The organism is Mesorhizobium sp. P2_E10, from assembly GCF_056404235.1.
On the sequence record NZ_JBFUEK010000007.1, the window covers coordinates 246,723 to 260,816 of the forward strand.

General features: G+C 63.2%; 11 protein-coding genes. 4 read left to right on the plus strand and 7 right to left on the minus strand.

Going from position 1 to position 14,094, the window contains the following annotated elements:
• Positions 1–5: 5 nt before the first annotated feature.
• Positions 6–1,631, plus strand: a complete 1,626-nt coding sequence (locus AC1D0N_RS20595) for an AMP-binding protein (protein WP_477247087.1) — start codon at positions 6–8, stop codon at positions 1,629–1,631.
• A gap of 15 nt (positions 1,632–1,646) precedes the next feature.
• On the opposite strand, the gene kynU is transcribed toward AC1D0N_RS20595, so the two are convergent.
• The gene (gene kynU, locus AC1D0N_RS20600) at positions 1,647–2,894 is read right to left on the minus strand and encodes a kynureninase (protein ID WP_477247088.1); all 1,248 of its coding nucleotides are present in this window, start codon (positions 2,892–2,894) and stop codon (positions 1,647–1,649) included.
• A 491-nt stretch (positions 2,895–3,385) separates the two neighbouring features.
• Here kynU and lexA point away from each other — a divergent pair, with 491 nt between their 5' ends.
• Complete coding sequence (gene lexA, locus AC1D0N_RS20605; protein WP_258601763.1) at positions 3,386–4,123, plus strand: transcriptional repressor LexA; 738 nt, start codon at positions 3,386–3,388, stop codon at positions 4,121–4,123.
• Here lexA and AC1D0N_RS20610 read toward each other — a convergent pair.
• Positions 4,117–6,573 carry a ComEC/Rec2 family competence protein gene (locus AC1D0N_RS20610; protein ID WP_477247091.1) on the minus strand — a complete coding sequence of 819 codons (2,457 nt, stop codon included), beginning with the start codon at positions 6,571–6,573 and terminating at the stop codon, positions 4,117–4,119. The two genes, lexA and AC1D0N_RS20610, sit on opposite strands and share 7 nt — an antisense overlap.
• A gap of 101 nt (positions 6,574–6,674) precedes the next feature.
• Here AC1D0N_RS20610 and gltX point away from each other — a divergent pair, with 101 nt between their 5' ends.
• On the plus strand, positions 6,675–8,099 hold the full coding sequence (gene gltX, locus AC1D0N_RS20615; RefSeq protein ID WP_477247093.1) for a glutamate--tRNA ligase: 1,425 nt from the start codon (positions 6,675–6,677) through the stop codon (positions 8,097–8,099).
• 179 nt (positions 8,100–8,278) lie between these two features.
• Positions 8,279–9,607: a citrate synthase gene (gene gltA, locus AC1D0N_RS20620; protein ID WP_477247095.1), complete on the plus strand. Its 1,329-nt coding sequence runs from the start codon at positions 8,279–8,281 to the stop codon at positions 9,605–9,607.
• Between the two features lie 44 nt (positions 9,608–9,651).
• Here the strand turns inward: gltA and lpxB are convergent, their stop codons facing one another.
• Genes lpxB through lpxD form a run of 5 tightly spaced genes read right to left on the minus strand, consistent with a single transcriptional unit; the run spans position 9,652 to position 14,074 of the window.
• On the minus strand, positions 9,652–10,833 hold the full coding sequence (lpxB, locus tag AC1D0N_RS20625; RefSeq protein ID WP_477247097.1) for a lipid-A-disaccharide synthase: 1,182 nt from the start codon (positions 10,831–10,833) through the stop codon (positions 9,652–9,654).
• Complete coding sequence (locus AC1D0N_RS20630; RefSeq protein WP_477247099.1) at positions 10,823–11,725, minus strand: LpxI family protein; 903 nt, start codon at positions 11,723–11,725, stop codon at positions 10,823–10,825. Before AC1D0N_RS20630 ends, lpxB begins: the two co-directional genes overlap by 11 nt.
• Positions 11,712–12,542 carry an acyl-ACP--UDP-N-acetylglucosamine O-acyltransferase gene (gene lpxA / locus AC1D0N_RS20635; RefSeq protein ID WP_477247203.1) on the minus strand — a complete coding sequence of 277 codons (831 nt, stop codon included), beginning with the start codon at positions 12,540–12,542 and terminating at the stop codon, positions 11,712–11,714. Before lpxA ends, AC1D0N_RS20630 begins: the two co-directional genes overlap by 14 nt.
• A 13-nt stretch (positions 12,543–12,555) precedes the next feature.
• Positions 12,556–13,023, minus strand: a complete 468-nt coding sequence (gene fabZ / locus AC1D0N_RS20640) for a 3-hydroxyacyl-ACP dehydratase FabZ (RefSeq protein WP_477247205.1) — start codon at positions 13,021–13,023, stop codon at positions 12,556–12,558.
• A complete protein-coding gene (gene lpxD / locus AC1D0N_RS20645; RefSeq protein ID WP_477247101.1) occupies positions 13,016–14,074 on the minus strand; it encodes a UDP-3-O-(3-hydroxymyristoyl)glucosamine N-acyltransferase in 1,059 nt (352 codons plus the stop codon). Before lpxD ends, fabZ begins: the two co-directional genes overlap by 8 nt.
• Positions 14,075–14,094 lie beyond the last annotated feature (20 nt).

Consider the following 14,094-nt stretch of genomic DNA (forward strand, 5'->3'; position numbering starts at 1 on the left):
GCGAAATGCTTGGACCGACAGCCCATACCGACACATTTACCCGCGACAATCTTCCGCCGCAGGAGCAATGGCCAAACTTCCTGCTCGACGGCTTTGCCTATCCCGATTTTCTCAATGCCGGGGTCGAACTGACCGACAGGCTGGTCGAAAAAGGCCTTGGCGACCATACGGCGCTGATCGGCAATGGCCGCCGCCGCACCTACAAGGAACTGTCCGACTGGACGAACCGTCTGGCGCACGCGCTGGTCGAGAATTTTGGCGTCAGGCCGGGCAACCGGGTGCTGATCCGCTCGGCCAACAATCCGGCCATGGTCGCCTGCTGGCTGGCCGCCACCAAGGCGGGTGCGGTCGTCGTCAACACCATGCCGATGCTGCGCGCCGGCGAGTTGGCCAAGATCGTCGACAAGGCGGAGATAACCCTGGCGCTGTGCGATGTCAGGCTGATGGACGAGATGGCGGCTTGCGCCAGGGACAGCCAGTTCCTGAAGCAGGTCGTGGGCTTCGACGGCACCGCCAACCATGATGCCGAACTCGATCGCGCGGCGCTCGACAAGCCGGTCGTTTTTGCCGCGGTGAAGACCGGCCGCGACGACGTCGCCCTGCTCGGCTTCACCTCCGGCACGACCGGCGTGCCGAAAGCGACGATGCATTTTCACCGCGACCTGCTGATCATCGCCGACGCCTATGCGCGCGAAATCCTCGAGGTGACGCCGGACGATATCTTTGTCGGCTCACCGCCGCTCGCCTTCACCTTCGGTCTCGGCGGGCTCGCGATCTTCCCGCTGCGCTTCGGCGCCGCCGCGACCTTGCTCGAACAGGCGACGCCGCCCAACATGGTCAACATCATCGAGACCTACAGGGCGACCATCTCGTTCACCGCGCCGACCGCCTATCGGGCGATGCTGAAGGCGATGGATGAAGGCGCCGACCTGTCGTCGCTGCGCGTCGCCGTTTCGGCCGGCGAGACGTTGCCGGCGCCGGTTTTCGAGGAATGGACGCAGAAGACCGGCAAGCCGATCCTCGACGGCATCGGCGCCACCGAAATGCTGCACATCTTCATCTCCAACCGTTTTGGTGACATGAAACCGGCTTCAACCGGAAAACCCGTTGGCGGTTATGAGGCGCGCATCGTCGACGACGAAATGCGCGAAGTGCCGCGCGGCACGACAGGCAGGTTGGCGGTGCGCGGCCCCACAGGTTGCCGCTACATGGCCGATATCAGGCAGAAGGAGTATGTCCGCGACGGCTGGAACCTCACCGGCGACACCTTTCTGCAGGATGAAGACGGTTTCTTCCACTTTGCTGCCCGCTCCGACGACATGATCGTCAGCGCCGGGTACAACATTGCCGGGCCGGAGGTCGAGGCGGCGCTGCTTTCGCATGCCGACGTCGCCGAATGCGCGGTGATCGGCGCCGAAGATATCGAACGCGGCCAGATCGTCGAAGCCCATATCGTGCTGGTGCAAGGCGTCTCAGCAAACCAGGAAACCGTCAAACGCCTGCAGGACCACGTCAAGGCAACGATCGCGCCTTACAAATACCCGCGCTCGGTGAAATTCGTCGACGCCTTGCCCAAGACGCAGACCGGCAAGATCCAGCGTTTCCGGCTGCGCGCGCCGAAAGGCGTTTGATACCAGCGCTCCCGATCAGGTGACAGCCGTCTTGACGGCGAAGCGCGCGTCCCTCCAGGCGCCGGTGCGCAGGATATCTTCGAGCACCTCGACCGCCTGCCAGACATCGGCATAACCGACATAGAGCGGGGTGAAGCCGAAGCGCATGGTCGAAGGCGCGCGGAAATCGCCGATCACGCCACGCTCGATCAGCGCCCGCATGATCTGGTAGCCATGCTCGTGCGCGAACGAAATCTGGCTGCCGCGTTTATTGCCGTCGCGGGTGCTTTCCAGCGTCAGCCCGTAAGCGCCGCACTTGGCCTCGACGAGTTCGATGAACAGGTCGGCCAGCGCAATGCTCTTGCTTCGCACCGCCGCCATGTCGACATCGCTCCAGATGTCGAGCGCGCCCTTCAGCGTGCGCATCGACAGCACCGGCTGCGTGCCGCACAGAAACCGCCGGATGCCAATGCCGGCGGCATAGCCCGGCTCGAAGGCGAAGGGCCTTGCATGGCCCCACCAGCCGGTGAGCGGCTGCTGGATGTCGGCAAGGTGGCGCTCGGCCGCATAGATGAAGGCAGGGGCGCCCGGGCCGCCATTCAGATATTTGTAGGTGCAGCCGACGGCGAAGTCGGCGTTTGCATTGTCCAGTTCGACTGGCATCGCACCGGCGGTGTGGCAGAGATCCCAGACGATCAGCGCCCCGGCATCCTGAGCCTTGCGCGTCAGCGCCGGCATGTCGCGCAACTCGCCGGACTTGTAGTTGACGTGGTTGACCAACACCACGGCGGTGCGTTCGTCGATCAGCCCTTCGATATCAGGCGCGTCGAAACCCGAAAGGCGCAGCTGAGTGTTCTTTCGCGTCGAGACCACGCCTTCGGCCATGTAGAGGTCGGTCGGGAAACTGTCACCCTCGGCGACGATGACCGGCCGCTCCGGCCGCATCGCCATCGCGGCGTGCAGCAGCTTGTAAATGTTGACCGAGGTCGTGTCGCAGACCACCGTCTGGCCGGCGGCGGCGCCGATCAGGCGCCCAAGCTGGTCACCGAGCTCGAGCGGCATGTCGAACCAGCCGGCCGTGTTCCAGGCGCGGATCAGGTCATGCGCCCATTCCTCGGTCGCCGCCTTGCGCAACTCGTCGAAAGCGGCATGCGAGGCGGCTCCCAGCGAATTGCCGTCGAGATAGATCACTCCTTGCGGCAGCACAAAGCGGTCGCGCATGGCGCGCAGCGGATCCGCGGCATCCATCGCCTCGATGGCCGCCAGATCGGGAATTCCTGTCATGGTTTGTCTACTCCCCCAACATTCGACGCAACGCCGGAACGACGGCATCCATCGGTCACCAGCGCTTTTCCACCACCTGGCATCGCGCGGCAAGGTTCCACCGATGACAAGCTGTCCGACCAGGTGCTGAAAATCAGGAGCCAAACCTGCCCAAGGTTGGCGTTTTGACTTCGTTTCGTTCACGGTGCATTAACCAAATCGCCCCGTCGATATGGCTGCAATAGCGTGCCCTCTTTGCCGGCTGACGGCCGATGCAAGTGCCGCCTTGCGGGAGCCCGGAGGCGGCAAACGACAGCAGAATCAAGGCGATGAGGCTCGTTCCGGTGAAAGCGGGCGACGCCGTTGGCGCGGCGGCATTGTTTCCAGAGCCCTAACATATTCATTAAACTTTAAACGGTTGCGGAACACAACTGGAACAGATAGTGTTTGTTCTGGGTTTGTTTTTCTGATTCTGGTTCGAAATCTCTGGTTCGAAACCCTTGGGGGCCGCCATGCTGACGCGCAAGCAACATGAACTTCTGATGTTCATCCATGAGCGACTGAAGGAGAGCGGCATTCCGCCGTCGTTTGACGAGATGAAGGAAGCGCTGGACCTTGCCTCCAAGTCAGGCATTCACCGGCTGATCACGGCGCTAGAAGAACGCGGCTTCATTCGCCGGCTACCCAACCGTGCCCGCGCCCTGGAAGTGCTGCGGCTGCCGGACTCGATCGCGCCCGGCCTCAACGCAGCGCGCAAATTCTCGCCGAGCGTTATCCAGGGCAGTCTTGGACAAGGCGGCCTCGGGCGGCAAATCAAGCCAGCGCCTTCGCGCATGCCTTCGGCCGGCAATGACGACGATGTGGTCGCCGCCGTGTCGATCCCGGTGATGGGACGCATTGCCGCCGGTGTGCCGATCGACGCCATCCAGCACCAGACGCATTCGATCTCGGTGCCACCGGACATGATCATGGGCGGCGAACACTATGCACTGGAGGTGAAGGGCGATTCGATGATCGAGGCCGGCATTTTCGATGGCGACACGGTCATCATCCGCAACGCCGATACCGCCAGCCCGGGCGAGATCATCGTGGCGCTGGTCGATGACGAGGAAGCAACGCTGAAGCGGTTCCGCCGCAAGGGCGCCTCGATCGCGCTCGAGGCCGCCAATCCGGCCTATGAGACCCGCATTTTCGGCCCGGACCGGGTCAAGGTGCAAGGCAAGTTGGTCGGGCTGATCCGCCGTTACTGAGCCGGCTTGACGGCTGATTTTTCGGGCTTCTTGTAGGGCGGTAGCCCCCTCGCTTCGCGAGAGAATTTTCGTTGGACGTGCCAGGGGCGGTATGGCTTGTCGACGGCAAAGTCGATCTCTGCCGGCCTGATCGCCGATTGCGGATCGAAGAAGATGGCTGCGCTGCCCGAACGGGCAAGTTGTCGCTTGTTGACGACAAGGACCAGCGGATCGCGGCAAGGGTCATGGGCGGTGGCGTCGTCGATGACAATCAGGGTCGCGAAAGAGCAGGCTTTCCACGCGTTCTTGCGGTCTTCGACATAGGCGACGATCGCGCCGGAGGGATGCCGTGCAAGGCACAGCCCGGCTTTGCAATAGAAGGGCGAGCCTGGCGGCAATTCGGTCGGGTCGGCAATATCGAATTGTTCGCTGCTGTTGTCGAACGTCTCGGGCTCGACGATGGTTTCGGACTTTAGGGCGCGCTTCCAGTTGTCGGTCGTGAATTCGTTCGAACGCGCCCGGTTGAGGGCCAGCTCACCGCCGCCAATCGGCAGCGCAACCAGATGGGCGTCTTCGGAAATCAGCACGTCGGGCGTGCGTGTGTCGGAAATCGTCAGCAGGCCTGCGAGTGCAAATGGCAGTGCTGCCAGCCGAAGCCATGTCGTCGCCATGGTGGCGATGATCAGCGCGATGGTCGTCAGAAACACCGATTTGAGCGAGATCAACCCGACCGCATCGATCGGCGAGCGCTCCGAAATCCATGCCGACAGGGCGATCATCGCCGTCAGCCCCTTGCCCATCAAATACAGTGGTATTCCATCGGCGCCAAACGGCATCGCAAGGGCGCTGATCACGGCCAAAAGCATGACGACGGAGACGATCGGCATGATGGCCAGATTGGCGAACAGGCTGAGCGGCGACACACGCTGGAAATGCCATATGGCGAACAGCGCGGTGGCGCTGCCGGCGATGATCGAGGTCATGGCCAGACCGCCTGTCGCCAGCAGGAATTTTCCACTGAGGAAGGCTGGCAGTGAGCGCCGAGGCGGTGGTGACGTTGCCTTGCCCTCGCGGTAGTCGGACCAACCGTCATAGGCGCCGACCAGCGCCGCGGTGGCGGCGAAGGACATCTGGAAACTCGGGCCGACGACTTCGTGCGGCGACACCAGGATGACGGCGATGGCTGAGATCGCCAGATTGCGCATGGTGAGTGCTGCCCGATCGAACAGCACGGCGATCAGCATCACCGCCAGCATGATGAAGCTGCGTTCGGCTGCAACCACGACGCCTGAAATGACGAGATAGGCAGCGATAGAAATGAGCGCGGCAGCCGCGGCATATTTCTTGACCGGCCGGTGTGAGGAAAAATCTGGAAACAGGGCAAAGGCGCCGCGCAGCAGCGCCATGATGGTGCCGGCGACCAAGGCCATGTGCAGGCCGGAAATGGAGATGATGTGATAGATGCCGGTGCGCCGCATCGCCTCATTGATCTCTTCCGGGATGCCGGCACGCACGCCGACAATCAGTGCCGCGGCAATCTCACCTTCTGCGCCGCCGATTTTGCCCCTGATACGGTCTGCAATGTTCTCGCGCGCGTTTTCGATCGCGGAAGAAAGCCATGCGGTAAGCCGCGGGGGGTCCACCGAGGCAATGGTTCTTGGGTTGCCGAGAAAGAAGCCGCTGGCGCCGATGCCGGAGTAATAGCTGTCGAAGGAGAAGTCATAGCTGTCCGGCCGCACCGGGCCGGTTGGCGCCATCAGCCTGGCATAACCGGTGATCAGGGAACCGGCGGTCATATCGGCGGGAACCGTGCGCGCCGAGAGCCTGACACGCTCCGGCGCGTAGCGCAGCTTGGGATAAGCGGTCGAGACCACGTCTAGCGTCAGCCTGACGCGGCCGCTTTCCATCTCCTCAAGGCTGACGACGCGCGCGGTCAGCCGTGTTTGAATCTCGGAACCGAGCATTTGCGTTCCGGCGCGCCAGGTCTCCAGCTTGGCGGCGACCACGCCGAGCGCGCACAGCATCGCAGCCATGCAGCACAGATGCGTCCTCGGCCACGACCGCGAGACAATGGAACAGGATGCCATCAGCATCACGAAGGCGATGGGTTGCAGAAAGCTCGGCTCGTTGGCCAGCGAGAAGTAGATGATCACGCCGGCGGCGAGGAAAACCGGCACCAGCAGGAAGGCGACGCCGCGGTCGAGTTCCGTGCCGGCGGCCACCGCGATGCCGCGGCGGATTGCGGGCAATGACGAACGGCGAAGCCTGCTGTGGAAGCGCAACACCGGACCGGTCGCGGGAGCTGGTACCGGCGTGGGACCATCGAGCGATGAAGGGGGGATGCCCAGGTCTGGCACCGGCAGCAAAACCGGCGTTTGCTCGACAAGCGGAACGTCGGCAAACAGCGACCGTTCGCTGACGCTTGTGGTCGCGCCATCGCTGTCGTCCACGCTGCGGCCTCGTCCAGCCATCGGGTCTGCCCCTTGCGCCCTAGACCTCCTATGCTACATGAACGCGCAACGCGCGAAAGCCCGCGAAACCGCACCCGCTTCCTACGTTCCCCGAGAGTTCCATGTCCGACAAGGTCGTCACCCGTTTTGCCCCCTCGCCCACCGGCTACCTGCACATCGGTGGCGCGCGCACGGCGCTGTTCAACTGGCTCTATGCCAAGCACACCGACGGCACTATGGTGCTGCGCATCGAGGACACGGATCGCGAGCGCTTCAACGAGGCGGCTACCCAGGCCATTCTGGATGGGCTGACCTGGCTTGGGCTTTCCTGGGACGGCGAGGCCATATCGCAGTTCGAGCGTGCACCGCGCCACCGCGAGGTGGCCGAGGAGCTGGTGCGCCTGGGCAAGGCCTATTACAGCTATGAGACGCCAGGCGAGCTCGAGGCGATGCGCGAGGCGGCACGCGCCAAGGGCCTGCCGCCGCGCTACAATGGCCAGTGGCGCGACCGCGACCCCTCAGAGGCGCCTGCAGGCGTCAAGGGCGCCATCCGCATCAAGGCGCCGACCGAGGGCGAGACCGTCGTGCACGACCGCGTGCAGGGCGAGGTGCGCTTTCCCAACAAGGATCTCGACGATTTCATCATCCTGCGCTCGGACGGCAATCCGACCTATATGCATGCCGTCGTCGTCGACGATCACGACATGGGCGTCACCCACATCATTCGCGGTGACGATCATCTGACCAACGCCGCGCGCCAGACCGTCATCTACAACGCCATGGGCTGGGACGTGCCGTCAATGTCGCACATCCCGCTGATCCACGGCGCCGACGGCGCAAAACTGTCGAAGCGGCACGGTGCGCTCGGCGTCGAGGCCTATCGTGCCATGGGCTACCTGCCCGAGGCATTGCTCAACTATCTGGCCCGGCTCGGCTGGAGCCATGGCGACGACGAGATCATGTCGATCAAGGACATGGTTGCCTGGTTCGACATCGGCGATGTCAACAAGGGTGCTGCGCGTTTTGACTTCGCCAAGCTGGAGTCGATCAACGGCGCGCATATGCGCAAGATGGACGACAAGGCGCTGTTCGATATCTTCGTCGCCACTCTGCCCTATCTCGAAGGCGGGCCGGCGCTTGCCGCACGTCTCGACGACAAGCGCAAGGCGCAATTGATTGCCGCCCTGCCCGGCCTGAAAGAGCGTGCCAAGACGCTCGTGGAGCTGGTCGACGGCGCCGCTTTCCTGTTCGTCGAGCGGCCGTTGCCGATCGACGAGAAGGCAGCGCTGGTGCTGAATGCCGATGCACGCACGGTTCTGCGCGGCGCCCGCGCGGCACTGCAGACGGTTTCGGGCGACTGGACGGCCGCCAATGCGGAAGCCGCGATCCGCGACTACGCGCTGGCCGGTGGCCACAAGCTCGGCGCCGTGGCCCAGCCGCTGCGGGCAGCCCTGACCGGCAAGACCACGTCGCCCGGCGTTTTCGACGTGCTTGCCGTGCTTGGCCGCGAGGAAAGCCTGGCCCGCATCGCCGATCAAATCGATTAGGAGAGATCTGGCCCAAGAAGATTGGCATTGAAAGGTACGTTTCGCAGTGCAACATTAGGTCTTGGTCCAATCTGGCACGGAAATCCCCCTGCGGGCGCCAGCGCGCAGTCCGATGCCTTCGACGTGTTGCGTTGCAGATATTTGCCTTTGCCGGCATGACGAAACAAAAGGAGCTTGCAATGACCGAAGCTGCGACAAAACTGGAATTTGGCGGCAAACCGCACACGTCGACCGCAACGCTGGAACTCGGCGGCAAAACGCACGAGTTCAAGGTGCGAAGCGGCTCGGTCGGGCCAGATGTTATCGATATCGGCTCGCTGTACAGCACCACCGGTGCCTTCACCTATGATCCCGGCTTCACCTCGACCGCGAGCTGCGAGTCCGAAATCACCTTCATCGACGGCGATGCCGGCATCCTGTTGCATCGCGGCTATCCGATCGACCAGTTGGCCGAGCATGGCGACTTCCTCGAAGTCTGCTACCTCCTGCTTTACGGCGAATTGCCGACCAAGGCGCAGAAGGACGATTTCGACTACCGGGTGACGCGCCATACCATGGTGCATGAGCAGATGTCGCGCTTCTTCACCGGCTTCCGCCGCGACGCGCACCCGATGGCGGTGATGTGCGGCGTGGTCGGCGCGCTGTCGGCCTTCTATCACGACTCCACCGACATCTCCGACCCCTACCAGCGCATGGTCGCCTCGATGCGGCTGATCGCCAAAATGCCGACGATCGCGGCGATGGCCTACAAGTACCACATCGGCCAGCCCTTCATTTACCCGAAGAACGAGCTGAACTTCGCCGCCAACTTCCTGCATATGTGCTTTGCGGTGCCGTGCGAGGAATACAAGATCAACCCGGTGCTGGCGCGTGCGATGGAGCGTATCTTCATCCTGCATGCCGATCACGAGCAGAACGCCTCGACCTCGACCGTTCGTCTTGCCGGCTCGTCGGGCGCCAACCCGTTCGCCTGCATTGCCGCCGGCATCGCCTGCCTGTGGGGTCCCGCCCATGGCGGCGCCAACGAGGCAGCGCTGAACATGCTGGGCGAAATCGGTCATGTCGACCACATCCCGGAATTCATCGCCCGCGCCAAGGACAAGAACGATCCATTCCGGCTGATGGGCTTTGGCCACCGCGTCTACAAGAACTACGATCCGCGCGCCAAGATCATGCAGAAGACCGCGCATGAGGTCTTGGGCGAGCTCGGCATCAAGGACGATCCGCTGCTCGACATCGCCATGGAGCTGGAAAAGATCGCGCTGACCGATTCCTATTTCATCGAGAAGAAGCTCTATCCGAACGTCGACTTCTACTCGGGCATCACCTTGAAGGCACTGGGTTTCCCCACCACCATGTTCACCGTGCTGTTCGCGGTCGCCCGCACCGTCGGCTGGATCGCGCAGTGGAAGGAGATGATCGAGGATCCGCACCAGAAGATCGGCCGCCCGCGCCAGCTCTATACGGGCGCGCCCGAACGCGACTACGTGCCGATCGCCAAGCGCTGAGCAGGCCAAGACCGAACCGTCAAAAGCGCCCGCAAGGGCGCTTTCTATTTGTGGTGACCAGGTTTGATGTGGCGAAGCACGACATCGGCGGCGATGTCCCCGGACGGCCTGTCGGTCGTCATGCGCCGTGCGATCTCGGCGAAACCGTCCTTTTGCCAGGCACGCATGCCGGTCTCGGCAAACAGGGCCTCCAGCTGATGGGCCAAATTGTCCGGCCTGACATACTGGTCGTAGAATTCCGCGATCAGCGCGCGGTCGGCGATCAAATTGGGCAACAGCGCCGACCAGACGTTGATGACATGCTGCGCGATCAGGCGCGCGATGGGGTCGAGCTTGTAGCAGGACACCATCGGAACACCGGACAGCGCCAGCTCCAGGGACACCGTTCCCGAGGCGATCAGAGCCGCATCGGCCTTGCCGAAAGCCTGCCACTTGCGTTCGGGGTCGAGAATGATCTCCGGCGTCTCGTCCCAGCGAGCCACCGACGCCCTGACCAGGTCGGCGACATGCGGCACGGTTGGCAACAGCAGGCGCAAGCGGTGCCCCCGCGCGCGCAGTGCCGACACTGTCTTGCCAAAGGGCTCGATCAACCGGCGCACTTCGCCGCGGCGCGAACCGGGCAGCACGAGCAATGTCTTCACACGGTCATTGGACAGGTCGCGTGGCAGGCCTTGTGCCCTAGCAGCACCTGCCAGGCCCGCGTCATGGGTGAGGCGATGCCCGACATAGGTGCCGGGCGGGCCGCCAAGGCGGGAGAGCGCCTTCACCTCGAATGGCAGAATGCACAGGATGTGGTCGACATAAGGCTTCATCGCCACAGCCCTGCCCGGCCGCCACGCCCAGACGCTCGGGCAGACATAGTGGATGATCGGGATTGCCGGATCGGCGGCACGCACCTTTTTTGCCACCCGCAGCGAGAAATCCGGGCTGTCGATGGTGATGAGACAGTCGGGTTTTTCAGCCGCGATCGCCTTTGCCGTCTGGCCGATCCGCTGGATCAGCCGCGGCAGGTCGCGCAGGATGGCGCTAAATCCCATCAGCGCGATTTCACTGCCGTCGAACAGGGAGTTAAGCCCGTGCGCCTGCAAATGGCGGCCGCCGATGCCGACCAGCTGGATGTCGCGGCCGGTCGCGCGCCTGAGCCCCTGGACGATGTCGGCTCCAAGCAGGTCGCCGGATTCTTCGCCGGCAACGATGGCGATCTTCAGCGGCTTGTCAGTGGCCATGCGCCAGCTCCGCTGCAGGCAGACCGACGATGAATAGGCCGAGCGCATTGGCATTGGCGATTGTGGCTGGGCCTTCAAGGACAAGCGAACGCCCGGCCTCGATGGCAATGCCGGCAAGCCCGGCGGCATGCGCTGCGGCGACGGTCTGCGGGCCGATGGATGGTAAGTCGGCACGCAGTTCCTGACCGGGCTTGGCGCATTTGACCAGGACACCGCGCGTGTTGCCGGCGAGCCTGCCATGACCACGCAATTGTGCCGTCCGCTCAAGCAGCCCGTTGGTGCCCTCGACGCCTTCCAGGGCAATCACCCGGCCACCGATCGCGACCGCCGCCTGGCCAATGTCCAGCGCGCCGATGGCTTTTGCCGCCGCGCGGGCAGCCTCGATGTCGCGCCAGTCGGATTTTCGCGGCTCGGCCCTGGTCAGCGAGCCCTCGGCCGCGGCCAATTCAGGAACGACCTCGTGAGCACCGACAAGCTTGATGCCTCTCGCTTGCAGACCTCGCGCCACAACCTTCAATAGGCCGTCGTCACCGCGGGCCAGTGCCCTGATTACCACGGGAATCACGGCGATCAGGCTGAGACTTGGTCGCAGACTGGTCAGCCTTGGCCGGCGCCTGATCTCTCCTGCCAGCACCAGATGTGTAATTCGGCGTCGCTTCAGCAACGGCACGAGTGAGCCGATGTCCTCCAGAGCAAGGGTTTCCTGCTCGTACCCGGCGAGGTCCGGTATACGGTCGACTTCGCCTTCCATCAGGATGATAACAGGCGGATATCCCCGCTCCGCCAGGCCGACTGCCACTTCGACCGGCAGGCTGCCGCCGCCGGCAATGATGCCGACTCTGGAGCCTGGCGCGAGATCTAGCGTCGTTCCGCTGACCTCAGTCTTCGTCATCGGTATCGCCGTCGCCACCCTTGAGCGACGGGACGGCATAGTGCCGCTTGCCGCGACTGGCGATGAAATCGATGATTTTCATGGCGGTCGGCGACGCGGCGAATTCCGCCTTGGCGAATTCGATGTTCTCGCCGACGGTGCGGGAGCGATCGAAGATCGTCCGGTAAGCCTTGCGCAGCACATGGATTTCCGAGCGCGGCAGGCCGGAGCGCTTCAGGCCGATGATGTTGAGGCCGCGCAGGCTGGCGCGATTGCCGACGGCAATGGCAAAGGGGATGACGTCACCCACGACAGCCGAGCAGCCGCCGAGAAAGGCGTTGTCACCGATGCGGACAAACTGGTGCACGGCGGTAAGGCCGCCGATATAGACATTGTCGCCCACCTCGCAATGGCCGCCCAACGTCGCGCCATTGGCGAAGGTGGCGTTCTTGCCGACGACGCAATCATGCGCAATGTGGGCGTAGGCAAGGAAATTGCCGTTGTTGCCGACCGTCGTCTCGCCGCGACTGGAATCGGTGCCGAGATGCATGGTGACGCCTTCGCGGATCGTGCAGTTCTCGCCGATGATCAGGGTGGTTCGGCCGCCCTTGTGCTTGGTGTTCTGCGGCGGCCCGCCCAGTGTCGCCATCGGATAGACCTTGGTCGAGGCGCCGATGGTGGTTGCGCCCAGCACTGAGACGTGGCTGACCAGCTCAACGCGATCGCCAATCACGGCGTCGGCACTGATGTGACAGAAAGGCCCGATACGGGCGCCTTCGCCGATTTGAGCGCCTTCCTCGATGACCGACGAAGGATGGATTGATGTCTGGATTTTCATGAGCATTCGATCGTCAGCCGCTGGTGACCATCATCGCCGAAATCTCGGCCTCAGCGGCCTTGGCGCCGTCGACCAGAGCTTCACAGGCGAATTTGAGCAGATTGCCACGTTTCTTGATTTTTTTGACATAGATTTTCAACTGGTCGCCAGGGACGACCGGCTTGCGGAATTTGGCGTTGTCGATGGTCAGGAAATAGACCAGGGATGGTTTTTCGGCGGCAAGGCTGCGGATGCAGATGGCGCCGGCGGTTTGCGCCATTGCCTCGACGATCAGCACACCCGGCATCACCGGCTGATCGGGGAAATGACCTTGGAAATGCGGCTCGTTTATGGTGACGTTCTTGATGCCGACGGCGGAGTCATCGCCATCGATGTCGATGATGCGATCGATCATCAGGAACGGATAGCGATGCGGCAGGAGCTTCATCAGCCCCAATATGTCAACCGCCTCCAGCGTCGTCGCCGCCGTCATATCAGCTATTCCCCCCGTCGCCCTGCTTGCGCGTCCTGGCCAGCTTGCGCAGCATGGCAATCTCGCGCATGGCTTCCGCCATCGGCTGGGCCGGATAGCCCCCCCAGATCTCGCCGGCAGGCACGTTGCTCATAAATCCACTTCTCGCAGCAAGCTTGGCCCCTGCCCCTATGGTCAAATGATCCGCAAGACCGACACCACCACCCATGGTGACGTTGTCGCCTACAGTTACGGAACCGGAAATACCCGAAAGCCCTGCGATGATGCAATTGCGGCCGATGCGAACATTATGGGCGATCTGCACCAGATTGTCGATCTTGGTGCCCTGGCCGATGATGGTATCGGACATGGCGCCGCGATCGACCGTTGTGTTCGAGCCGATCTCGACATCGTCCTGGATGATGACACGGCCGATCTGCGGGACGCGCTCCGGTCCCTTGGCGCCGCCCACGAAACCAAAGCCGTCCTGTCCGATGCGGGCGCCGCCATGGATGATGACGCGGTTGCCGATCAGCGCATACTGGATGCTGGTGCCCGGGCCGATGTAGCCGTCACGGCCGATCTGGCAGGAAGGACCGATCACCGCATGGGGAGCAACGACGGTTCCGCTGCCGATGGAAGCGCGCGGACCGATGACCGCGCCGGCCTCGATGATCGCACCCGCCTCGACATGCGCCGTCGGGTCGACATGGGCATGCGGCGAGACCCCGGTTTCGCTGGTCATCGGTCCCGGCGTGGCAGCCGCCGGGAAAAGCAGGCGTCCGACCATCGCGAAAGCCTGTTGCGGACGCGGATGGACCAGAACCGCAACGCCCGTCGGCGCCTTGACAGCAAATTCGGCGGGACAGAGGACCGCCGCAGCCTTCAGGGACTGCATCAGCGCAAAATTGCGCTTGCCGTCGACGAAGACGAGCGCATCCTCGCCGCCCTCGTTCGCCGGTGCCAAGGCTGCAATCGATATGTGGGATTGGTCGGAATCGACAAGCATCGCGCCGGTCAGATTCGCGACTTCGCCAGCCGTGTATCGGCGTGAGGGCGCGAAGAACACCGGATCGGTCATTCCAAAAGCAATATCCAGCT